Consider the following 21,352-nt stretch of genomic DNA (forward strand, 5'->3'; position numbering starts at 1 on the left):
TCAGGCCTGCGGCAGATGCGGCGCGTCCGTCGGCAGCAGATGCTCCTTGAGAATCAGAGCCATGATCAGAAGCGGTGAGGACAGGAACGCGCCCATGGGGCCCCACATCCAGGTCCAGAAGGCCAGCGCAAGCAGGACCGCAAGTGCATTCAGCGCCAGTCGCCGGCCGATAATGGTCGGCGTGATGAAGTGCCCTTCCAGGAAGGTGAGCCCGCCGAAGGCGAGCGCGGCCACGAGGCCGCCGCCGATGGTCGGGAAGGCAACCAGCCCTACCACGACCAGCACCACGAACATCGCGACCGGCCCGATGATCGGGATGAAATTGAGCGTTGCCGCCAGCGCGCCGAGCCCGGCCGGATTGGGCATGCCGGTGAGCGCGCAGATGAGGCCGGTGCCGACGCCGACGCCCACATTGATCAGGGTGACGGTCAGGAGGTAGTTGCCGAGATGGACCTCGATCTCGTTGAGAATCCGAAGCGTGCGCAGCCGCGCATCATGGTCGCTGAAGGTCATGATCATGGCCCGTCGCAGGTCGCGCCAGCTTGCGATGAACAGGATCAGCGTGACGAAGAACAGCAGGAATTCGGCAAAGGTCGGTGACAGGAACTCCAGCGTCGGCTGCACCCACTCGACCTTGGGCATATGGAAACTCGGCAACCCTTCCGATCCGCCGAGCATGACCTGCATTTCCCGCCACAGCGAAAGCGGCCGGTCGAACACGTTCAACTTGTCCTTCAGTTGCGCACCTAGCTCCGGCAGGCGCGTGCTCCACTCCATCACGGGCGAGGCGATCAGCGCGACGACAAAGGCAACCACTGTCGTCCCTGCGATCACGATCAGGACAGCACCGAGCGCCCGCGGCACCTTGTACCGCTCCAGGAAGTTCGCCGCCGGCGACAGCATGGTGCCGGTGACGAAGGCCATCACCACGGGGAGGAAGAACGCCCTTCCGACATAGAGCACGGTGACGACCGCAATCAGCAGCAGGCCCGCGAGTGCGAGAGCGACGAACTCGGTGCGGCGGATCACCGGCGGCAGCTCGCCACGGCTCTCAGGGAGCGGCTCGCCTTCGCTGTTTCCGGAAATCAGGCGTTCGCTGGGAAGGACGCGCACAACATATCTCCCGCATGGAAGGCTAGCGATCCGCGCGCCCATTCCATAACGTTGCGGAGGGAGCGCGAGTTCCATCGCAGCTTCGTGAAGATGTGCTCTCTTGACTGTGACCAAGCTGCCGCAGCCTGCGGTGGAACTCGAATCGGCACCGCTGCGTTGCTTGAACCAGCTGCGTCACCCTGATGCAGACGTCCAACGGGGCAGCACATGACGAAGTTCTCTGTAGTCCGCCGCAGCTCTGCGCTGCGCTCTGTCGCCGCGTTCGCGCTCGCTACGGCCTTTCTCGCGGTAACCTGTGGTGGCGCGAGCGCGCAAACCTTCGGCTATGCTCCGATGCAGCCGCAGGCCTATCCGCAGGACCAGGGTTACTCCCAGGGTTACTCCCAGGGCGACGTCAACGAGGCGCCGCAGCCCGCCGACGAGGACGCCCAGTTGCCCGACCGGCTGCGCAAGCAGATCGTCAGCTTCGACAGGGGTGAGCCGGCCGGTACCATCGTCATCGACACCAACAACACCTATCTCTACTACGTGCTCGGCAATGGCCGCGCGATCCGCTACGGCGTCGGCGTCGGCCGCGAGGGCTTCACCTGGTCGGGCGTGCAGAGCGTGAGCCGCAAGGCGGAATGGCCGGACTGGCACCCGCCGACCGCGATGATCGCGCGCCAGCCCTATCTGCCGCGCTTCGTCGCCGGAGGCCCCGGCAATCCGCTCGGCGCGCGTGCAATGTATCTCGGCTCCAGCGAATACCGCATCCACGGCACCAACGATCCCTCCACGATCGGCAAGTTCGTCTCGTCCGGCTGCATCCGCATGACCAACGAGGACGTCATCGACCTGTTCAACCGGGTCAATGTCGGCGCCAGGGTCGTGGTGCTGCCGAAGAACGCCCCGTTGATGGCCAAAGGCGCAGATCCCGCGCGAAAGCGCCCGGCCGTGAGCACGCTGCCCACCGGCCGCCATGCGTTGAACATCACGACGTCGGCCGTGAACTGAGAGTGAGCGAGGTCATATGAGCAGGCGCCTGGTTGGCAAATTGGCTGGCGGTACGGCGATGTTGATCGTTGTCTACGCCGGTCTGGCGTCGGCACCGTCGGCGCATGCGGAGGATTTCTTCTCGGCATTGTTCGGCGGCTTTCGGATGCGGCCGCCGCCGGAGATCCGGACGCCGTTCCCGAACGACGACGTGCCGCGCTACGACGCGCCGCGGCGGTCCTCCTATGGCGCCGGCACGGCCTATTGCGTGCGCGGCTGCGATGGCCGCTACTTCCCGGCGCAAGGCACCGATGCCGCGAGCAAGGCGCAGTCCTGCAAGAGCTTCTGCCCGGCCTCGGAAACCTCGCTGGTCTACGGCAGCAATATCGACGACGCTACGACGGAGAACGGGAAGTCCTATTCCGACCTGCCGAACGCGTTCCGTTATCGTAACGAGATCGTCGCGGGGTGCACCTGCAACGGCAAGGACCCGGCTGGGCTCGCCCAAGTCAAGGTCGAGGATGATCCCACCCTGCGCAAGGGCGACATCGTCGCCGGCGCCGGCGGCCTCGTGGTCGCCAGCCGCAACGCCAACGACCGTCGCGGCGTCGCGATGAATTTCTCGCCGTTGCCGGACTCGGTGCGCGCCAAATTCCGCCAGGTCCCCGTGGTGGCGAAGGAGTAGGGTTGCCGCAACGAAGCATCCTCGCCCCATCGGCCGTCGTCTCCGGACAAGCTCGCCGCGAGCGCACGCAGGTCCGGATCTGCGATGGCGGACGCAACCTCGTCGGAAGAATGAAATCGTAGGTGGCTCAGCCGATCGTAGAATGACGGATTCTGCGAGAGATTGCAGCAGGTTGCCGAAGTGGAACCGACCAGAGTGCAGCGCGTTAAGAACAGCGGCACAATTTGCCCGAAGGGGGTCCTGCAATGCTGGTTGGCGTACTCGTTACCTTTCTCGTCGTCATTCTCGTGCTCTATCTCATCAACATGCTGCCGATGGACGGCCGCGCCAAGCAGATCGCGCGCGTGGTTGTCATCATCATCGGCATCGTGTCGCTGCTGAAGTATCTGGCGGTATTCTAGCGGACTTACGGATATCCAATAAGAAGCCCCGGCCTGAGCCGGGGCTTCGTTGGTGCTGCGCTCAATGCAGCCCTTTGAGCCAGTCGTCGACGTCCTGACGAACCTGGTCCTTGGCCTTGCCGTAGCGTTCCTGGAGCCGGCCTTCGAGCTGCTCGCGGCGACCCTCGATCAGCGTGAGGTCGTCGTCGGTGAGCTTGGCCCATTTCTCCTTGGCCGAGCCCTTGAATTGCTTCCAGTTTCCTTCGATCCGATTCCAGTCCATGACCATCTCCCATGGGTTGATGGCCGGACAACGCGGTCCCCGGCGCAGCCGTTCCGCGACCCGCCGCGGCGTTTCGCCCACAAAAAAGCCCCGGCGTGAGCCGGGGCTTTGAAGTTCGCTATCGGCACTCAGCCCGTCGCCTTGGCCTCGCGGCGGCGGGCGGTGAGGATGTATTCGGTGTAGCCGTTCGGCTGCTCGCGCCCCTTGAAGATGAGATCGCAGGCCGCCTTGAACGCGACGCCGTCGAAGGCGGGCGCCATCGGCTTGTAGACGGGATCGCCCGCGTTCTGCTTGTCGACGACGATCGCCATGCGCTTCAGCGATTCCATCACCTGCGCTTCGGTGATCACGCCCTGATGCAGCCAGTTGGCGAGATGCTGGCTGGAGATGCGCAAGGTGGCGCGGTCTTCCATCAGGCCGACATCGTGGATGTCGGGCACCTTGGAGCAGCCGACGCCCTGGTCGATCCAGCGCACGACATAGCCGAGGATGCCCTGGCAATTGTTGTCGATCTCTTGCTTGACGTCATCCGGCGCCCAATTCGACTTCGACACCGGGATGGTGAGGATGTCCGAGAGCTTCGCGCGCGGTCCGCCCTTGGCAAGCTCCTGCTGGCGCGCTGTGACGTTGACTTGGTGATAGTGCAGCGCGTGCAGCGTCGCCGCCGTCGGCGAGGGCACCCAGGCGGTGGTGGCGCCGGCCTGCGGGTGGGCGAGCTTTTGCGCCAGCATGTCCGCCATCTTGTCCGGCGCGGCCCACATGCCCTTGCCGATCTGGGCATGGCCGGGCAGGCCATCGATCAGGCCCATGTCGACGTTCCAGTCCTCATAGGCCTTGATCCAGGCCTGCGCCTTCATCTCATTCTTGCGGATCATCGGGCCCGCTTCCATCGAGGTGTGGATCTCGTCGCCGGTGCGGTCGAGGAAGCCGGTGTTGATGAACATGATGCGCTTGGAGGCGCGCTGGATGCAGGCCTTGAGGTTGACGGTGGTGCGCCGCTCCTCGTCCATGATGCCGACCTTGAGCGTGTTCTCGGGCAGGCCCAGCATCTTCTCGACGCGGTCGAAGATCTCGCAGGTCAGCGACACCTCGTCGGGGCCGTGCATCTTCGGCTTGACGATATAGGCAGAGCCGGTGCGGCTGTTCTTGACCTTGGAGTTGCCCTTGAGGTCGTGAATGGCAAGCAGGCCCGAGACGGCGGCATCGAGCAGGCCCTCGGGGACCTCCTCGCCCTTCTCGTCCAGCACCGCGTCGGTGAACATGTGGTGACCGCAATTGCGCATCAGGAGCAGGCTGCGGCCGTGCAGCTTGAGCTCGCCCTTGCCGTCAGGCGTCTTGTAGCTGCGGTCGGCGTTGAGCGAGCGCGTCAGCGTCTTGCCGCCCTTCTCGAAATCGGCCGAGAGCGTGCCGTTCATCAGGCCGAGCGTGTTGCGGTAGACCAGCACCTTGTCCTCGGCGTCGACCGCCGCGACCGAGTCTTCCATGTCGAGGATGGTCGAGACCGCCGCTTCCATGATCATGTCGGCGACGCCGGCCGGATCATCCTTGCCGATCGCGCTGCTGCGGTCGATCTTGACCTCGATATGCAGGCCGTTGTTGACGAGCAGCACCGCGCTCGGCGCCGCCGCATCGCCCTGGAAGCCGGCGAACTGTGCCGCGTTCTTCAGCGCGGTGGCATTGCCGCTCTTCAGCTTCACCGCAAGCTGGCCCGCCACGACGCTGTAGGCGGTGACGTCGGTGTGGCTCCCGGTCGCGAGCGGCACGGCGGCGTCGAGGAACGCCTTGGCCTTGGCGATCACCTTGTCGCCGCGCGCCTTGTTGTAGCCCTTGCCGCTCTCGGCAGCGTCGTGCGGAATCGCGTCGGTGCCGTAGAACGCGTCATAGAGCGAGCCCCAGCGCGCGTTCGCCGCGTTCAGCGCGTAGCGCGCATTGGTGAGGGGGACGACAAGCTGCGGACCGCAGATCTTGCCGATCTCCTCGTCGACATTGGCGGTCTCGACCTTCTGCGTCGCCGGCTCCGGGACGAGATAGCCGATCTCCTTCAGGAAGGCGGTATAGGCGTCGAGGTCGAACGCCTTGCCCTTGTTGGCGCGGTGCCAGTCGTCAATTTTGGCCTGCAGCGTGTCGCGGAATGCGAGCAGCGACCGGTTCTTCGGCCCCAGCTCCTTGATGATGGCGGCAAGCCCGGCCCAGAACGCATCCGGCGCGATCCCCGTTTTCGGGGCCGCTTCCTTGGCGATGAAGTCAAACAGGACGGGAGCGATCTTCAATCCGTGGGCATCGACGCGTTTCATGATGGGCTTTCTTGTTGGAAATGGCTGTTTTTGGCTGCTTTTGACCCGACAGCAGCAAAATGCGCCCACGCGGGGCGGCTTTCGGGGGTCTATTAGCCCCAAAATCTAGGCCGTGAGAAGACCCCCAGGGGCTTGTCAAAATGTCAAGGAATAGGGGCAGCCACACGCACCGCTGTCATTCCCCGCGAAAGCGGGGAATCCAGTACGCCGCGGCTTCTCCGTATCCCATCGCTGTCTCTGGAATACTGGGTCGCCCGGTCCCGGCTACGCCAAGGCTTCGCCGGGCTCTTTGGTGTCGGGCCGGCGAAGCTTAGCGAAGACGGCAAGCCGGGCGACGGGGGGTTAGGCTACGCTCAAATATTCGCGGCGAGGTCCACGACCTCGTCGAATAGCACGCCGGTCGTCTTCAGCATGCGCTCGATCTCGTCGGCCGCCTCAGCGACCGTCCGGGTCGACGTGTCGATCACAAGCTCCGCCGCCTCAGGCTTCTCGTAGTCGTTGCCGATGCCGGTGAACGAGGCCAGCGCCCCGGCGCGAGCCTTCTTGTAATGGCCCTTGGGATCGCGCTCCTCGCAGATCTCGGCCGGCGTCGCGACATGGATCTCGCGGAACGCGGTGTCGGCGATGCGGCGCGCGGCGGCGCGGTCCTCGCGCGCGGGCGAGACCGCGGCCACGATCGCGATATGGCCGTTGCGGGCGAGATGCGTCGCGACCTCGGCGAGGCGGCGGATATTCTCGCTGCGATCGGCGGCCGAGAAGCCGAGATCGCTGTTGAGCCCGGCGCGCAGCGTGTCGCCGTCGAGCAGGACCGGCGAGCCGCCATTGGTGAACAGCCGCCGCTCCAGTGCCTTTGCGAGCGTGGACTTGCCGGAGGCCGGCAGGCCGGTGAGCCAGACCACGGCACCGTTGTGGCGGTAGCGCGCCGCGCGCTCGTCCGGGCGCAGCGCCGATTCCACCGGCACGATATCGACCGGCACGGCGCGCTGGCCGGCGTCGACGGACAGCACCAGGCCGCCGCCGGCGATGCGTCCAGAGACCTCGATCACGAGACGGCCGGTGCGCGGGTTCTCGGTATAGGGATCGGTGGCGATCGGATTCGAAAGCGAAATGTCGATCTCGCCGACATGGTTGCGGGCGATCGCCTTGTTCTCGGTGCTCGAGAGCTCGCCGGGATCGACCGCCTTCTCGATGGCGACGACGGTGGCGCGGCTCTCCTTCGGACCGCTGCGCACCAGGATCTGGTCACCCTTGGCAAGCGGCTTGTCGTGCAGCCAGAAGATGCGTGCGCGCAGCCGGCGCGTTTCGCGCGGCGCGCTGCCTGCATGCGCGATGATGTCGCCGCGCTCGATGAACAGCTCGCGGTCGAGCGTGATGCCGACCGAGCGGCCCGCGCCCTGTCGTCCCGCCAGCGGCGTCGCCGGCCAGCTCTCGACGGTCTTGATCCTGGCGATCTTGCCGGCCGGCATGATCACGATCTCGTCGCCGGCGATCAGGCTGCCGGATTCGATGCGGCCGGCGACAATGCGCCGGTCGTCGAACTTGTAGATCGCCTGCACCGGCAGCCGCAGCGCCAGCGTTTCCAGCGGCCGCGCCGGCTCGAGCCTGTCAAGCGCCTCGACCACGGTCGGTCCCTTGTACCAGCCGATCCGCCCCGTGCGCTCGGCGACGCCGTCGCCGTCGCGCGCCGAAATCGGGATCACCGCCGTCGGCGTCACGCCGAGGCCGCTCAGATGTGCGGAGATCTCGTCGCTGATCGCCTTGAAGCGCAGGTCCGAGAAATCGACGCGGTCCATCTTGTTGACGACGACTGCGACCTGCTTCACGCCGAGCAGATGCAGGAGATAGCCGTGCCGCCTCGTCTGGTCGCGCACGCCTTCGAGCGCGTCGATGATCAGCACCGCGCCGTCGGCCTGCGAGGCGCCGGTGATCATGTTGCGCAGGAACTCGGCGTGGCCGGGCGCGTCGATCAGGACGATGTCGCGCGAATTGGTGCGGAAGCGGATCTGCGTGGTATCGATGGTGATGCCCTGGTCGCGCTCGGTCTGCAGCGCGTCGAGCAGGAACGACCATTCGAACGGCATGCCACGCCGCGCGCTGACGGCCTTCAGCATTTCGAGCTTGCCCTCGGGCAGGCTGCCGGTCTCGTGCAGGAGGCGGCCGACCAGCGTCGACTTGCCGTGGTCGACATGGCCGACGATGACGATGCGCACCTGGGGACGCGTGGTGCCGTTCGGAGTGGCGGACGAAGCCGGGGTGACGATCATGTTCATGCGGGCGCTCGCGTCCTTGAGGTCAGAGATAGCCGGCGACGCGCAGGCGCTCGAAAGCGTCCTCGGTCTCGTGGTCGAGCGCGCGCCCGGCGCGCTCCGGCACCTTTGTCTGTTCGAGCTCGATCAGGATTTCGTCGATGCTGGACGCTGTCGAGGCGACCGGGTTGGTGATGTCCTGATCACCCAGCGAGCGATAGCGCTTGCCATCCCTGGCGAGATACAGCGGGATGATCGGAATGTTCTCGCGCTTGGTGTAGGCCCAGATGTCGGCCTCGGTCCAATGCAGGATCGGATGAATGCGCAAATGCGCGCCTTGCGGCGGCGACGCGTTGAAATGATCCCAGAATTCCGGCGGCTGGTCGCGCACGTCCCAATTGCCCTCCAGGCCGCGCGGCGAGAACACGCGCTCCTTGGCGCGCGTTGCCTCCTCGTCGCGGCGGATGCCGGCGATCAGGCCGTCAAAGCCGTATTTGGCGAGCGCCATCTTGAGGCCTTCGGTCTTGCGCGCGGCAGAGCGCGCGGCCGGCGGCAGCGTCGGGTCGACGGCATCGATCGGCGGGCAGGGCTCGACGCGCAAATCGAGATCCCACTCCTTGCCGTAATGATCGCGGAAGCGATACATCTCCGGAAACTTCTTGCCGGTATCGACGTGAAGGGCGGGAAACGGCATCTTGCCGAAAAAGGCCTTCCGCGCCAGCCAGATCATGACGTTGGAATCCTTGCCGAGCGACCACAGCAGGGCGATCTTCTTCAGTCGGGCGAAGGCTTCACGGAAGATGTAGATGCTCTGCGCCTCGAGCTGGTCGAGATGGTCCATGCTCGGGGCAAGGTCAGCAGAAAATTCTTGCTGGCCCAGGCGCTCGATGAGCGCCGGGCTGCTCACTCCGACAGCAGCGGAATCGTCCTTGAGAAGATGCATCTCTGCCACTTTGCGTTTGGAGGCGAAAATTCTATAGTTGCAGTGCGGAAGAGAAGAAAAAATTTTCTCTTTGCGCGCTCGAAACGACACATATATAGAAAATAATTCCAGTCAACCCCGTTTGTGGGGAAGCGAGTAGCGCATGCGGTTCTTGCCGGTGTTTCTCGATCTCAAGGCCGGCCCGGTGGTCCTCATCGGCGCGGGCGAGCTTCTGCGCGCCAAGATGCGCGTGCTCGCCGCTGCCGGCGCGCGCCTGCGCGTGCATGCGATCGACGGCAATCAGGATTTTGGCCTCAGCTCCGGGGACGCGGCGCGCGTCGAACTCGCGAGCGGCGATCCGCTCACTGCCGATCTCTCAGGTGTCATCGCCATCGTCTGCGCGGGTGCCGGCGACGTCGGCGTTGCGATGTCCGTGCGGGCGAAAGCGCTCGGCCTACCCGTCAACGTCATGGACGATCTCGAGCACTCCAGCTTCATTTTCCCGGCGATCGTCGACCGCGGCGATGTCGTGGTCGCGGTCGGCACCGGCGGCACCTCGCCGGTGGTGGCGCGGCGCGTGCGCGAGAAGATCGAGGCGCTGCTGCCGGCTCGCATCGGAGAGCTTGCCGAATTCATCGGCGGATTCCGCAAATCCATCAACGAGCGCATCGCCGAGTTTCCACTGCGCCGCCGCTTCTGGGAGCGCGTCATCGACGGTCCGATCGGCGCGGCCGTGCTCGCTGGCCGCGAGGGCGAAGCGGACGCATCGCTCAAGGCTATCTCCGATCCCTCCGAATTCGCGCGCGCCGACAAGCCGGAAGGCTCGGTCGCGCTGGTCGGCGCCGGCCCCGGCGATCCTGACCTTCTCACCATCAAGGCGTTGCGCGCCTTGCAGGATGCCGACATCGTCTTCCATGACGAGCTGGTCTCGCCCGAGATTCTCGACCGCATCCGCCGCGACACCACGCGCGTGCCGGTCGGCCGCCGCATCGGCAAGCCCGGCATCGGCCAGGACGCCATCAACAAGCGCATGATCGAAGCTGCGCAAGCCGGCCAGCGTGTGGTGCGGCTGAAGGGCGGCGATCCCTTCGTGTTCGGCCGCGGCGGGGAAGAGGTCGAAGCGCTGCGCGCCGCCGGCATCACCTATTCGATCATCCCCGGCATCACCGCAGGGCTCGGCGCCGCTGCCGATTTCGAGGTGCCGCTCACTTATCGTCATGAAGCAACCCGCATCACCTTCCTCACCGCGCACAAGGCGCGCGATGCCGAGAACGTGGACTGGTCGATGCTGGCCGACACCAGGATGACCGTCGTGGTCTACATGGGCATGACGGCGGCGCCGGCCGTGCGCGCCGGCCTGTTCGCGGCCGGCCGCTCGCCGGAAACGCCGGTTGGCGTGTTCGCCCGTGTCACGCGGCCCGATGCGCAGGGCGCGATCGGCACGCTGCGCGACCTGCCCGAGCTCGTACGGCGGATCCAAGGTGGTCCCGCCATCCTCATCATCGGCGACGTGGTCCGGCATGCCGGCTCGCTTGGCCGTCAAACCTCCAAGAAAACCCCGAAGCAAATCATCTCTGACCTCCTGGATGCAGCCGAATGACCTCCCCGCTTGAACAGAAGAAGATCAAAATCGCCGGCCCCTCGGTCGTGACCGCCAACCGGACCTGGGACGGCATCGTCGTCTACCGCACCGCCGCCAAGGGCTGGTCCGCGGAGCTGTCGGAAGCCGCGATCGTGCGCAACTCCGACGAGGCCAGGGCGTTGCTTGCGGAGTCCATCGCCGATGATGTCGGTGCGATCGGTCCCTATATCGCGCCGGTGCAGATCGGCGAGGACGGCAAGATCCTGCCCGGCAATCTGCGCGAACAGATCCGCCGCACCGGCGTCACCATCGGACAGCCGGCCCAGGTTTAAGGCACGCACTTATGTATGCTTACGACGAAATCGACCGCACGCTTGTCAACGAGCGCGTCTCGGAGTTCCGCGACCAGGTGAAGCGGCGCCTCTCCGGCGAACTCACCGAGGACGAGTTCAAGATCCTGCGGCTTCAGAACGGCGTCTATCTGCAGTTGCACGCCTACATGTTCCGCGTCGCGATCCCCTACGGCACGCTGGCGACTAACCAGCTGCGGGCGCTCGCCCATGTCGCGCGCAAATACGATCGCGGCTATGGCCATTTCACCACGCGGCAGAACATCCAGTTCAACTGGATCAAGCTCGCCGAGCTGCCGGACGCGCTCGAAGATCTCGCCAAGGTCGGCATCCATGCGATGCAGACTTCCGGCAACAACATGCGCAACGTCACCTCGGACCAGTGGGCCGGCGTCGCGCCCGGCGAGATCGAGGACCCGCGCATCTGGTCGGAGCTGATCCGCCAGCATACCACGCTGCATCCGGAATTCTCGTTCCTGCCGCGCAAGTTCAAGATCGCGATCACCGCGTCGGACCATGACCGCGCCGCGATCAAGATCCACGATATCGGCCTGCGGCTGATCAGGAACGAGAAGGGCGAGACCGGCTTCGAGGTGCTGGTCGGCGGCGGTCTCGGCCGCACGCCGTTCATCGCCAAGACTATCAAGCACTTCGTGCACGGCCGCGACATCCTCAGCTACATCGAGGCTATCTTACGCGTCTACAACCAGTACGGCCGCCGCGACAACATCTACAAGGCGCGTATCAAGATCCTGGTGCACGAGCTCGGCATCGAGAAGTTCTCCCGCGAGGTCGAGGAGGAGTGGCAGCACATCCGCAACTCCTCGCTCCAGATCGACGACGAGGTGATCGAGGACATCCGCTCGCGCTTCACCTATCCCGCCTACGAGAAGCTGCCGCACATGCCCGACGAGCTGCGCCAGGCCGCGGCCGATCCGGATTTCGAGGCGTGGCGCAAGAACTCGGTGGCCCCGCACAAGGTGCAGGGCTATTCGATCGTCACGATCTCACTGAAACCGACCGGCGGGCCTCCGGGCGATGCCACGGCCGAGCAGATGGACGCGCTGGCCGACCTCGCCGACAAATATTCCTTCGGCGAAATCCGCGTCGGCCATGAGCAGAACCTGGCGCTGCCGCATGTCGCCAAGCGCGACCTGCCGGCGCTGTGGAAGGCGCTGGACAGGCTCGGGCTCGCGACGCCGAACGTCAATCTGATCACCGACATCATCGCCTGCCCCGGGCTCGATTATTGCTCGCTGGCGAATGCGCGCTCGATCCCGATCGCGCAGGAGCTGACGCGGCGCTTCGCCAATCACGAGCTCGCCAATCTGATCGGCCGGCTCCACATCAACATCTCCGGCTGCATCAATGCCTGCGGCCATCACCATGTCGGCCATATCGGCATTCTCGGCGTCGAGAAGAACGGCGAGGAAGTCTACCAGATCACCATCGGCGGCCGCGCCGACGAGAACGCGGCGCTCGGGACCCTGATCGGGCCGGGCGTCAAGTTCGACGAGGTCGCCGATGTCGTCGAGGACATCGTGGAAGCCTATCTGGCGCTGCGTGAGCGGCCCGAGGAGCTGTTCATGGACACGGTGAAGCGCCTCGGCGTCGAACCCTTCAAGGAGCGCGTCTATGCCACTCGTTAACGGCGGAAAGATCGTCGACGACGGCTTCGTCAAGCTCGCCGTCGATACGCCGCTGCCCGAGCGCGGCGACATTCTTGTGCCGGCCGAGCGTTTCCTCGGCGAGGCCGAGGGCTTGCTCCAGCGCGCCGGCAAGGTCGGCGTGATCTGGCCGAACAATCGCGACATCGCCGAGCTCGTGCCGTATCTCGGCAGGATCGCGGCCGTCGCGCTGGTGTTCCCGACCTTCCGCGACGGGCGTGCCTACAGCCAGGCACGGCTGCTGCGAGAACGCTACAATTACCGCGGCGAGTTGCGCGCCACCGGCCAGGTGCTGCGCGACCAGTTCGTGTTCATGCTGCGCGCCGGCTTCGACGCCTTCGAGGTCAAGAAACAGGCGGACGCGGAAGCCTTCATGCAGACGGCCAGGCGCTATTCGGTATTCTACCAGCCGACCGGCGATGGCCGCATCACGGCGCTGCACCGGCGCATGCAGCTGCGCCATTCCGAAGGTGTCGGCACGTGAACGCGATCGCGCCTCAGGTTTCCACGGTCTCTGCGTTGCCCTCGGCGGACGAGCTCGATCGCGCTTTGCGCGATGCCTCGCCCGCGGAGATCATCGCTGCGGCGTTGAAGACGGTCGGGCGCGACAAGCTCGCGCTGGTATCGTCCTTCGGCACGGAATCGGCGACGCTGCTGAAGGTCATGGCGGACGTCGATCCCGCGATTCCAGTGATCTTTCTCGACACCGGCTGGCTGTTCGAGGAGACGCTGGCCTATCGCGATACGCTGATCGCGAAGCTGGGCCTGAAGGACGTCCGGTCGATCAAGCCGGCCGAGGAGACACTCTCGCGCGACGATCCCGACCGCGACCTCTGGTTCTCCGACCCCGACGCCTGCTGCCGCATTCGAAAGGTCGAGCCGCTGGCGCGGGCGCTGAAGCCGTTCTCGGCCTGGCTCAACGGCCGCAAGCGCTTCCAGGGTCGTGCGCGCGCCGACATTCCCGTCGTCGAGGACGACGGCGCGCGGTTGAAGTTCAATCCCTTCGCCAACGTCTCGCCCGAGGAGATCGAGGCGATCTTCACCCGTGCCAAGTTGCCGCGGCATCCTCTGGTTGCGTCAGGATTCCTGTCGGTTGGCTGCATGCCTTGCACCAGCAGAACGGCCGAGGGCGAGGACGCGCGCGCCGGCCGATGGCGGGGCCGCGCCAAGACAGAATGCGGCATTCACACGGTGAAGGTTTCGTAGCACGGTCGCGCTGCCACGCTGCGAACAAGAAAATCCGGTTCCGTTGACTTGAGTGCGTTTCGCCCCGAGTTATGCCTGCCGTCGATGACGCCGATGTCGTCGAGGTAAATGGAGATGGACATGATGCGCCGTATCGTTCCGCTCGCTGCAGGACTCCTCTGGGCAAGCTCGGCTCTCGCCGCTGACATCAGTTTGCTGAACGTGTCGTACGATCCGACGCGTGAGCTCTATGGCGAGTTCAACAGGGCGTTCGCGAATGCCTATCAGAAGGAGACCGGCAAGAGCATCGAGATCAAGCAGTCGCATGGCGGCAGCGGTTCGCAGGCGCGCGCGGTGATCGACGGATTGCAGGCCGACGTGGTGACGCTCGCGCTCGCCTATGACATCGATGCCATCGCTGCCAAGGGCCTGGTGGCGGCGGATTGGCAAAAGCGCCTGCCGCAGAATTCATCCCCCTATACCTCGACCATCGTGTTCCTGGTGCGCAAGGGCAATCCCAAGGGCATCAAGGACTGGGACGATCTGATCAAGCCGGGCGTCGCGGTGATCACGCCGAACCCGAAGACATCGGGCGGGGCACGCTGGAATTATCTTGCGGCCTGGGGCTTTGCGCAGAAGAAGCTCGGCTCGGCCGACAAGGCCAAGGACTTCATCGGCAAGCTCTACCAGCAGGTCCCGGTGCTGGATACCGGCGCGCGCGGCGCCACCGTGACCTTCGTCGAGCGCGGTGTCGGCGACGTGCTGCTCGCCTGGGAGAACGAGGCGTTCCTTGCGCTGAAGGAGTTCGGCACGAACAAGTTCGAGATCGTGGCGCCGCCACAATCGATCCTCGCCGAGCCGCCGGTCGCGATCGTCGACAAGGTTGCCGACAGAAAGGGCAATCGCAACGTCGCCGATGCCTATCTGCAATATTGGTACACCAGGGAGGGGCAGGAGATCGCCGCGCGCAACTTCTACCGTCCGCGCGATGCCGAAATCGCCAAGAAGTACGAAAATGCCTTCGCCAAGGTCGAATTGTTCACGATCGACGACGTTTTCGGCGGCTGGACCAAGGCACAGCGGGAACATTTTGCCGACGGCGGCGTCTTTGATCAGATCTACAAGAACTGATCAGGCGCTGTCTTAAGAGGCTTTTGCAGGGGGCCTGGTGAGCGCAGTTGCAGCACGACGCCGGACATTGCCGGGCTTCGGTCTCACCATGGGACTGACGCTGACCTGGCTGTCCGTGATCATCCTGATTCCGCTTGCCGGCCTGTTCCTGAAATCGCTCGAGCTCAGTCCCGAGCAGTTCTGGAACATCCTTTCCAGCCGCCGCACCCTGAACGCGCTCCGCGTCTCGTTCGGCCTCGCCTTTGCGGCGGCCTGCGTCAATCTCGTCATGGGCAGCATCATCGTCTGGGCGCTGGTGCGCTACCGTTTCCCGGGCCGCCGGCTGTTCGACGCCATCGTCGACGTGCCCTTCGCGCTGCCGACCGCGGTGGCCGGCGTGGCGCTGACCGCGCTGTTCGCCGAGAAGGGCTGGCTGGGCGCGCCGCTTGCCGCGCTCGGTCTCAAGGTTGCGTTCACGCCGTTCGGCATCTTCGTCGCCATGATCTTCATCGGTATTCCCTTCGTGGTGCGCACGGTGCAGCCGGTGCTCCAGGATCTCGACCCCGAGATCGAGGAGGCCGCGGGCAGCCTGGGCGCCAGCCGCTGGCAGACCATCATCCGCGTGATCCTGCCGTCGCTCGCACCGGCGCTGCTCACCGGCCTCGCGCTCGCCTTCGCCCGCGCGGTCGGCGAATACGGCTCGGTGATCTTCATCGCCGGCAATCTGCCCAACGTCTCCGAGATCGCGCCGCTCCTGATCGTGATCCGTCTCTCCGAGTTCCGTTATGCCGATGCGACTGCGATCGCGGTGGTCATGCTGGTCGTGTCGTTCGTCATCATCTTTGCTGTCAACCGGCTCCAGCGCTGGGCGCAGAGCCGGATTCCGGCGCGCTGAGGGCGGATCATGACGATGCAGATCGCCCATTCCGGCCCGGTCACCTCGTCCGACGGGAAGACCCGTGCACGTGAAGCCCTCGCGCGGGACAATCTTCGCACCGAGCCGAAGGCCGTGCGCATTGCCATCATCATGCTCGCGATCGCGTTTCTCACCATCTTCGTCGTGCTGCCGCTGGTGGTGGTGTTCGCGCATGCGTTCTCGAAGGGAATCGCCGCCTATCTCGCCGCGCTCGCCGAGCCGGAGGCGCTGGCTGCAATCAGGCTGACGCTGCTGGTCGCCGCGATCTCCGTCGGCCTCAATCTGGTGTTCGGCCTCGTCGCCGCCTGGGCCATCGCCAAGTTTGATTTCCCGGGCAAGACGTTCCTGATCACGCTGATCGACCTCCCGTTCTCGGTGAGCCCGGTGATCTCGGGCCTCGTCTTCGTGCTGCTGTTCGGCGCGCAGGGTTATTTCGGCACCTGGCTGCGGGACCATGACATCCAGATTCTGTTCGCGGTCCCCGGCATCGCGCTTGCCACCACCTTCGTGACCTTCCCGTTCGTGGCGCGCGCGCTGATCCCCCTGATGCAGGAGCAGGGCACGCAGGAGGAGGAGGCCGCGATCTCGCTCGGAGCCTCCGGCCTGCAGACCTTCTTCCGCGTTACCCTGCCCAACATCAAATGGGGTGTGCTCTACGGCGTCCTGCTCTGCAACGCGCGTGCGATGGGCGAGTTCGGTGCGGTCTCCGTCGTCTCCGGACACATCCGCGGCGAAACCAACACGATGCCGCTCCTGGTCGAGATTCTCTACAACGAGTACCAGTTCGTCGCCGCCTTCGCGATCGCCTCGCTGCTCGCAATGCTGGCGCTGATCACGCTGATCGCGAAGACCGTTCTCGAACGCCATCTGGACGAAGGACAAGACGCAAGTGACCATTGAAGTCAGGAATCTCGTCAAGACGTTCGGCAGCTTCAAAGCCCTCGACGGCGTCGATCTCAAGGTCGACAGCGGCGAGTTGGTGGCGCTGCTCGGTCCGTCCGGCTCCGGCAAGACCACGCTGCTGCGGATCGTCGCCGGGCTCGACTGGCCCGATTCCGGCGAAGTCTTCATCAATGGCGAGGACGCGCTGGCGCAGGGCGCGCGCGAGCGGCATGTTGGCTTCGTGTTCCAGCACTATGCGCTGTTCCGCCACATGAGCGTGTTCGAGAACGTCGCCTTCGGCCTGCGCGTGCAGCCGCGCGCGGTCCGCAAGGACGAGGCTGCGATCCGCGCGCGCGTCAAGGAGCTGCTCGATCTCGTGCAACTCGACTGGCTCGCCGACCGCTATCCGAGCCAGCTTTCCGGCGGCCAGCGCCAGCGCATCGCGCTCGCCCGCGCGCTCGCGATCGAGCCGCGCATTCTGCTGCTCGACGAGCCCTTCGGCGCGCTCGATGCCAAGGTCCGCAAGGAGCTGCGAAAGTGGCTGCGCGCGCTGCATCACGAGATCAACGTCACCTCGATCTTCGTCACCCATGACCAGGAGGAGGCGCTGGAAGTCGCGAACCGCGTCGTGGTGATGGACAAGGGCAGGATCGAGCAGATCGGCACGCCCGACGACGTCTACGAGAGCCCGGCGAGCGCGTTTGTCCATGGCTTCATCGGTGAGTCCATCGAGCTGCCGGTCCAGGTCGAGGGCGGTGCTGTCAGGCTCGACGGCCGGCCGCTTCGGCTCACAGCGGACGGAATTGCGCCTGGCGCGTCAAAGCTGTTCGTGCGGCGACATGACATGCTGGTCGGCCCACCCGGCAGCGGCGCCTTCGAGGGCGCGGTCCGGCATGTCCGCAATTTCGGCCCCGTGCAGCGCGCCGAGGTCGCGCTCTCGGGCGGCCAGACCATCGAGATCGATGCCCCTCGCGACAAGGAACTTCGCGCCGGCGACACCATCGGATTGGAGCCCCGCCGCTACCGGATATTTGCGGGTTGAACACCCGTCATTCCGGGTTCGCTGATGCACGTCGTCCCCGAACGACTTGCGTTGATTTTCTTCAAAATTCACCTTTCAGCCACGGTTGATATGCAACAACGGCCCCTCATTTTGGGGGCCTCGATTCATGCGCGCTGCGGCCGCAATTCTCATCACTTTGCTGCTCGCCGGCTGTGCCGGCAACGAAGCACCGGTCCAGCAGCCATCCATGTACACCGACATGGCGGTTCCGGGTTCCAAGCTCGATGCGCAGGCGGCTGCGGTGATGATCTCGCAATACCGCCAGAACAACGGGCTGGGCACCGTCGTGATCGATCCCGACCTGATGCGGCTCGCCGAGTCCCAGTCGGGTGCGATGGCGGCGGCCAACAAGATGGACCACGACGTCCGCGCGCCGCTGGCCAAGCGTCTGGCCGCCGGCGGTTATCCCGCGACCGTGGCGGTCGAGAACGTCTCGGCCGGCTATCATACGCTGGCGGAAGCGTTCTCCGGCTGGCGCGACTCGCCTCCTCACCGCGCCAACATGCTCAAGGGCGGTGTCACAAAATTAGGCATCGCGGCGAGCTATGCTCCCGGCACCAAATACAAGGTGTTCTGGACCATGATTCTGGCCTCGACGGAGTCCCGATAAGCCAGACTTGATCCGGGATGCATTGACGCCGCGGCGGAGTGTCGCCACGGTAGCTCGCCTTTTGCTATTGTTCCCTTATGGCCGATCATAGTCCGGAAATCGCAACAATCCCGACGAATGCGCAACGCGTCCTGGTTCTCCAGGGCGGCGGCGCGCTGGGCTCCTACCAGGCCGGGGCCTATCAGGCGCTGTGCGGCTACGGCTTCGAGCCGGAATGGGTGGCAGGCATCTCCATCGGCGCGGTCAATGCTGCAATCATTGCCGGCAATGAGGGCCAGACGCGCGTCAAGCGTCTCAAGGAATTCTGGGAGATGGTCTCGGCGCCGGTACCGTGGAAGCCGATCGGCAAGAGCGACCACAGCCGCGAGCTGTTCAATTCCACCAGTGCTGCGCTGATTGCGACCTTCGGCGTGCCCGGCTTCTTCACGCCGCGCATTCCCCCGGCGCCGCTCTGGCCGCCAGGGCACCCCGAAGCGGAAAGCTATTACGACACATCGCCGCTGAAGAAGACGCTGGAGCGTCTGGTCGATTTCGACCGCATCAACGATCTGAAGACGCGGCTGTCGGTCGGCGCGGTCGGCGTCACCTCGGGCAACTTCAAATATTTCGACAATTACGAGTTCAAGAAGCTCGGCAAGACCATCGGCCCCGAGCACATCATGGCCTCCGGCGCGCTGCCGCCGGGCTTTCCCTCCGTGAACATCGACGGCGAACATTACTGGGACGGCGGCATCGCTTCCAACACCCCGCTCGACTACGTGCTCGATGCCGAGGTCGAACGCGACATGCTGATCTTCCAGGTCGATTTGTTCTCCGCGCGCGGCGACCTGCCGAACTCGCTGCTGGAAGCCGCCGAGCGCGAGAAGGACATCCGCTATTCCAGCCGCACGCGGATGAACACCGACAAGAACAAGCAGCTGCACAACGCGCGCCGGGCCGTGCGCGACCTGATCAGCAAATTGCCGGACTATCTCAAGAACGATCCTTCCGTCGAATTCCTGGCGAAAGTGTCGCGCGAAAGCACCGTCACCGTGGTGCATCTGATCTACCGCAGCAAGAACTACGAATCCTCGTCCAAGGATTACGACTTCTCGCACGTCGCCATGGTCGAGCATTGGGAAGCCGGCGTGCGCGACGTGCATCTGTCGATGCGCCACAGGGACTGGCTCGAGCGGCCCCAGTCCAGCGAGACCATGGTGACCTACGATCTCACGGGGGACGTCACCGCGCCCCCGGCAAAAAGGAGCGAATAGAATGGGTAGTCTGTCAGGCAAGAACGCCGTCGTGACCGGGTCGACCAGCGGCATCGGGCTCGCCTATGCACGCGCCTTCGCTGCCGCCGGTGCCAATGTCGTCATCAACGGCTTCGGCTCACCGGAGGACATCGAGAAGGAACGCGCCAAGATCGAGTCCGACTTCAAGGTCAAGGCGATCTACTCGCCTGCCGACATGACCAAGCCCGCTGAGATCGCCGGCATGATCGCGCTCGGCGAGAAGACGTTCGGCTCGGTCGACATCCTCGTCAACAATGCCGGCATCCAGTTCGTCTCGCCGATCGAGGAGTTTCCGGTCGAGAAGTGGGACCAGATCATCGCGATCAACCTGTCCTCGGCCTTCCATGCCATCCGTGCCGCCGTTCCCGGCATGAAGAAGAAGGGCTGGGGCCGCATCATCAACACGGCGTCCGCGCATTCGCTGGTCGCCTCGCCCTTCAAGTCGGCCTATGTCTCGGCCAAGCACGGCATCGCCGGTCTCACCAAGACCGTGGCGCTGGAAGTCGCGACCCACAAGATCACCTGCAACTGCATCAGCCCGGGCTATGTCTGGACGCCGCTCGTCGAGAAGCAGATCCCCGACACGATGAAGGCGCGCAACCTGACACGCGAGCAGGTCATCAACGACGTGCTGCTCGATGCGCAGCCGACCAAGGAGTTCGTCACCTCCGAGCAGGTCGCCGCGCTCGCGCTGTTCCTGTGCGGCGACGATGCCGCGCAGATCACCGGCACCAATCTCTCGATCGATGGCGGCTGGACCGCGGAGTAAGCACGACGATGCGGTGGTGCCGTAGGGTGGGCAAAGGCGCGTTGCGCCGTGCCCGCCATGCGTCCCCATCGAAGTGAAATGGTGGGCACGCTTCGCTTTGCCCACCCTACGATTCTGTCGTCCGGTCCCGGCTCAATGGCTCCAGGCCAGAGCCGTGACGATGGCCGACGACAGGTTCAGTTCCGCGAAGATGATCCTGCCGGCGACCACGAACAGCACGCAGGCGAGCGTCAGGCGCAGCACCGTCTCGGGCACCCGCGTCGCGCTATAGCTGCCGACGATGATGCCGGGCAGAGAGCCCAGCAGCAGCACGCCCATCAGGGCCCAGTCGACGTCACCGAGCGCCCAATGTCCGATGCCGGCGACCAGTGTCAGCGGCACCGCATGGGCGATGTCGGAGCCGACGATGGTCGCCATCGGCAGGCGCGGATAAAGCAGCAGCAGCACGGTGACGCCGACCGCGCCGGCGCCGACCGACGAAATCGAGACCAGCACGCCCAGCACGACGCCGGTGATCACGGTCGCAATCAAGGTGGTGCGCGCGTCGACCTGCTCGAGGCGCTTTCGATAGCGGTCCATGATCGACTTGCGAAAAATCAACGAGGTCGCGGTCAGCAGGAGCGCGAAGCACAGCACGACATTGACGAGGCTGCGCTCCGCATCGCTCTTGAGATCAAGCTTCCACAGCACGAACAGCGTCAGCGCGCTGGCAGGAATGCTGCCGCAGGCGAGCCGCAGCACCGCCGGCCAGTGCACGCTGCGCGACCAGCCATGCACCACGCTGCCGCCGGTCTTGGTGGCGGCGGCGTAGAGCAGGTCGGTGCCGACCGCGGTGGAGGGGTGGACGCCGAACAACAGGATCAGCAGCGGCGTCATCAACGAGCCGCCGCCGACGCCGGTCATGCCGACAAGCAGGCCGACGGCGAATCCGGAGGCGACGTAGATTGGATCGAACATATCAGGGGAATCTTAGGTTGGTCTCGTCGGTTGGGCAATACGACGTAGAATAAACTTTCCCTGACGGGCAAGTCGTTGGATTAAATAAGAGA

The 21,352-nt window shown here is 65.0% G+C and carries 21 protein-coding genes; 15 read left to right on the forward strand and 6 right to left on the reverse strand.

The features are described 5' to 3' along the window. A complete protein-coding gene (locus ABIA42_RS38135) occupies positions 1 to 1,113 on the reverse strand; it encodes an AI-2E family transporter (RefSeq protein ID WP_370115885.1) in 1,113 nt (370 codons plus the stop codon). Between the two features lie 207 nt (positions 1,114 to 1,320). Between ABIA42_RS38135 and ABIA42_RS38140 the strand changes: the two genes are divergently transcribed. From ABIA42_RS38140 to ABIA42_RS38150, 3 genes are all read left to right on the forward strand, one after another. Then, positions 1,321 to 2,106 (forward strand): L,D-transpeptidase, encoded by a 786-nt coding sequence (locus tag ABIA42_RS38140; protein WP_370115884.1) that lies wholly within the window; start codon positions 1,321 to 1,323, stop codon positions 2,104 to 2,106. 16 nt (positions 2,107 to 2,122) lie between these two features. Further along, a complete protein-coding gene (locus ABIA42_RS38145) occupies positions 2,123 to 2,770 on the forward strand; it encodes a DUF2865 domain-containing protein (RefSeq protein ID WP_370115883.1) in 648 nt (215 codons plus the stop codon). A gap of 245 nt (positions 2,771 to 3,015) precedes the next feature. Further along, the gene (locus ABIA42_RS38150) at positions 3,016 to 3,171 is read left to right on the forward strand and encodes a Thivi_2564 family membrane protein (protein ID WP_007599832.1); all 156 of its coding nucleotides are present in this window, start codon (positions 3,016 to 3,018) and stop codon (positions 3,169 to 3,171) included. A gap of 61 nt (positions 3,172 to 3,232) precedes the next feature. Here ABIA42_RS38150 and ABIA42_RS38155 read toward each other — a convergent pair whose 3' ends face one another. The 4 genes from ABIA42_RS38155 to cysD all read right to left on the reverse strand — a co-directional run bounded on the left by ABIA42_RS38155 (position 3,233) and on the right by cysD (position 8,814). Then, entirely contained in the window at positions 3,233 to 3,433 is a 201-nt protein-coding gene (locus ABIA42_RS38155) for a CsbD family protein (RefSeq protein WP_028178419.1), read from the reverse strand. Positions 3,434 to 3,561: 128 nt separating this feature from the next. Beyond that, on the reverse strand, positions 3,562 to 5,727 hold the full coding sequence (locus tag ABIA42_RS38160) for a malate synthase G (protein ID WP_370115881.1): 2,166 nt from the start codon (positions 5,725 to 5,727) through the stop codon (positions 3,562 to 3,564). A 353-nt stretch (positions 5,728 to 6,080) separates the two neighbouring features. Further along, a complete protein-coding gene (cysC, locus tag ABIA42_RS38165) occupies positions 6,081 to 7,997 on the reverse strand; it encodes an adenylyl-sulfate kinase (protein WP_370115880.1) in 1,917 nt (638 codons plus the stop codon). Between the two features lie 22 nt (positions 7,998 to 8,019). After that, complete coding sequence (gene cysD / locus ABIA42_RS38170) at positions 8,020 to 8,814, reverse strand: sulfate adenylyltransferase subunit CysD (protein ID WP_370123690.1); 795 nt, start codon at positions 8,812 to 8,814, stop codon at positions 8,020 to 8,022. Positions 8,815 to 9,058: 244 nt separating this feature from the next. On the opposite strand from cysD, the gene cysG reads away from it, so the two are divergent. The 12 genes from cysG to ABIA42_RS38230 all read left to right on the forward strand — a co-directional run bounded on the left by cysG (position 9,059) and on the right by ABIA42_RS38230 (position 20,303). Beyond that, positions 9,059 to 10,495, forward strand: a complete 1,437-nt coding sequence (cysG, locus tag ABIA42_RS38175) for a siroheme synthase CysG (protein WP_370115879.1) — start codon at positions 9,059 to 9,061, stop codon at positions 10,493 to 10,495. Beyond that, positions 10,492 to 10,809 carry a DUF2849 domain-containing protein gene (locus tag ABIA42_RS38180; RefSeq protein ID WP_028178414.1) on the forward strand — a complete coding sequence of 106 codons (318 nt, stop codon included), beginning with the start codon at positions 10,492 to 10,494 and terminating at the stop codon, positions 10,807 to 10,809. Before cysG ends, ABIA42_RS38180 begins: the two co-directional genes overlap by 4 nt. An 11-nt stretch (positions 10,810 to 10,820) precedes the next feature. Then, a complete protein-coding gene (locus ABIA42_RS38185) occupies positions 10,821 to 12,476 on the forward strand; it encodes a nitrite/sulfite reductase (RefSeq protein ID WP_370115877.1) in 1,656 nt (551 codons plus the stop codon). Then, positions 12,463 to 12,978: a DUF934 domain-containing protein gene (locus ABIA42_RS38190; RefSeq protein ID WP_370115876.1), complete on the forward strand. Its 516-nt coding sequence runs from the start codon at positions 12,463 to 12,465 to the stop codon at positions 12,976 to 12,978. Before ABIA42_RS38185 ends, ABIA42_RS38190 begins: the two co-directional genes overlap by 14 nt. Then, positions 12,975 to 13,700 carry a phosphoadenylyl-sulfate reductase gene (locus tag ABIA42_RS38195; RefSeq protein WP_370115875.1) on the forward strand — a complete coding sequence of 242 codons (726 nt, stop codon included), beginning with the start codon at positions 12,975 to 12,977 and terminating at the stop codon, positions 13,698 to 13,700. The genes ABIA42_RS38190 and ABIA42_RS38195 overlap by 4 nt, the downstream gene beginning before the upstream one ends. 108 nt (positions 13,701 to 13,808) lie before the next feature. Continuing rightward, entirely contained in the window at positions 13,809 to 14,810 is a 1,002-nt protein-coding gene (locus ABIA42_RS38200) for a sulfate ABC transporter substrate-binding protein (protein ID WP_370115873.1), read from the forward strand. A gap of 37 nt (positions 14,811 to 14,847) precedes the next feature. Next, positions 14,848 to 15,684 carry a sulfate ABC transporter permease subunit CysT gene (gene cysT / locus ABIA42_RS38205; protein WP_370115872.1) on the forward strand — a complete coding sequence of 279 codons (837 nt, stop codon included), beginning with the start codon at positions 14,848 to 14,850 and terminating at the stop codon, positions 15,682 to 15,684. Positions 15,685 to 15,693: 9 nt separating this feature from the next. Then, positions 15,694 to 16,605, forward strand: coding sequence for a sulfate ABC transporter permease subunit CysW (gene cysW / locus ABIA42_RS38210; protein ID WP_370115871.1), 912 nt, complete (start codon positions 15,694 to 15,696; stop codon positions 16,603 to 16,605). Next, positions 16,595 to 17,629, forward strand: a complete 1,035-nt coding sequence (locus ABIA42_RS38215; RefSeq protein WP_271529751.1) for a sulfate/molybdate ABC transporter ATP-binding protein — start codon at positions 16,595 to 16,597, stop codon at positions 17,627 to 17,629. Before cysW ends, ABIA42_RS38215 begins: the two co-directional genes overlap by 11 nt. Positions 17,630 to 17,756: 127 nt before the next feature. Further along, entirely contained in the window at positions 17,757 to 18,260 is a 504-nt protein-coding gene (locus ABIA42_RS38220; protein ID WP_271529750.1) for a CAP domain-containing protein, read from the forward strand. A 77-nt stretch (positions 18,261 to 18,337) separates the two neighbouring features. Next, a complete protein-coding gene (locus tag ABIA42_RS38225) occupies positions 18,338 to 19,513 on the forward strand; it encodes a DUF3734 domain-containing protein (protein ID WP_370115869.1) in 1,176 nt (391 codons plus the stop codon). A gap of 1 nt (position 19,514) precedes the next feature. Further along, complete coding sequence (locus tag ABIA42_RS38230; RefSeq protein WP_370115868.1) at positions 19,515 to 20,303, forward strand: 3-hydroxybutyrate dehydrogenase; 789 nt, start codon at positions 19,515 to 19,517, stop codon at positions 20,301 to 20,303. 132 nt (positions 20,304 to 20,435) lie between these two features. Here ABIA42_RS38230 and ABIA42_RS38235 read toward each other — a convergent pair whose 3' ends face one another. After that, a complete protein-coding gene (locus ABIA42_RS38235; RefSeq protein WP_370143730.1) occupies positions 20,436 to 21,260 on the reverse strand; it encodes a sulfite exporter TauE/SafE family protein in 825 nt (274 codons plus the stop codon). Positions 21,261 to 21,352: the final 92 nt, after the last annotated feature.

Origin of the sequence: Bradyrhizobium sp. USDA 327, from assembly GCF_041262065.1 — a bacterium.
Classification (GTDB): Bacteria; Pseudomonadota; Alphaproteobacteria; order Rhizobiales; family Xanthobacteraceae; genus Bradyrhizobium; species Bradyrhizobium liaoningense.

What these genes read in the sequence shown, in the direction of transcription:
- ABIA42_RS38235 (WP_370143730.1), bottom strand. Translation starts at nt 21,260, where the DNA reads ATGTTCGATCCAATCTACGTCGCCTCCGGATTCGCCGTCGGCCTGCTT.
- ABIA42_RS38180 (WP_028178414.1), top strand. Translation starts at nt 10,492, where the DNA reads ATGACCTCCCCGCTTGAACAGAAGAAGATCAAAATCGCCGGCCCCTCG.
- ABIA42_RS38160 (WP_370115881.1), bottom strand. Translation starts at nt 5,727, where the DNA reads ATGAAACGCGTCGATGCCCACGGATTGAAGATCGCTCCCGTCCTGTTT.
- ABIA42_RS38220 (WP_271529750.1), top strand. Translation starts at nt 17,757, where the DNA reads ATGCGCGCTGCGGCCGCAATTCTCATCACTTTGCTGCTCGCCGGCTGT.
- ABIA42_RS38140 (WP_370115884.1), top strand. Translation starts at nt 1,321, where the DNA reads ATGACGAAGTTCTCTGTAGTCCGCCGCAGCTCTGCGCTGCGCTCTGTC.
- cysD (WP_370123690.1), bottom strand. Translation starts at nt 8,814, where the DNA reads ATGGACCATCTCGACCAGCTCGAGGCGCAGAGCATCTACATCTTCCGT.
- ABIA42_RS38145 (WP_370115883.1), top strand. Translation starts at nt 2,123, where the DNA reads ATGAGCAGGCGCCTGGTTGGCAAATTGGCTGGCGGTACGGCGATGTTG.
- cysG (WP_370115879.1), top strand. Translation starts at nt 9,059, where the DNA reads ATGCGGTTCTTGCCGGTGTTTCTCGATCTCAAGGCCGGCCCGGTGGTC.
- ABIA42_RS38150 (WP_007599832.1), top strand. Translation starts at nt 3,016, where the DNA reads ATGCTGGTTGGCGTACTCGTTACCTTTCTCGTCGTCATTCTCGTGCTC.
- ABIA42_RS38155 (WP_028178419.1), bottom strand. Translation starts at nt 3,433, where the DNA reads ATGGACTGGAATCGGATCGAAGGAAACTGGAAGCAATTCAAGGGCTCG.
- ABIA42_RS38225 (WP_370115869.1), top strand. Translation starts at nt 18,338, where the DNA reads ATGGCCGATCATAGTCCGGAAATCGCAACAATCCCGACGAATGCGCAA.
- ABIA42_RS38185 (WP_370115877.1), top strand. Translation starts at nt 10,821, where the DNA reads ATGTATGCTTACGACGAAATCGACCGCACGCTTGTCAACGAGCGCGTC.
- cysC (WP_370115880.1), bottom strand. Translation starts at nt 7,997, where the DNA reads ATGAACATGATCGTCACCCCGGCTTCGTCCGCCACTCCGAACGGCACC.
- ABIA42_RS38200 (WP_370115873.1), top strand. Translation starts at nt 13,809, where the DNA reads ATGGAGATGGACATGATGCGCCGTATCGTTCCGCTCGCTGCAGGACTC.
- ABIA42_RS38230 (WP_370115868.1), top strand. Translation starts at nt 19,515, where the DNA reads ATGGGTAGTCTGTCAGGCAAGAACGCCGTCGTGACCGGGTCGACCAGC.
- cysW (WP_370115871.1), top strand. Translation starts at nt 15,694, where the DNA reads ATGACGATGCAGATCGCCCATTCCGGCCCGGTCACCTCGTCCGACGGG.
- ABIA42_RS38190 (WP_370115876.1), top strand. Translation starts at nt 12,463, where the DNA reads ATGCCACTCGTTAACGGCGGAAAGATCGTCGACGACGGCTTCGTCAAG.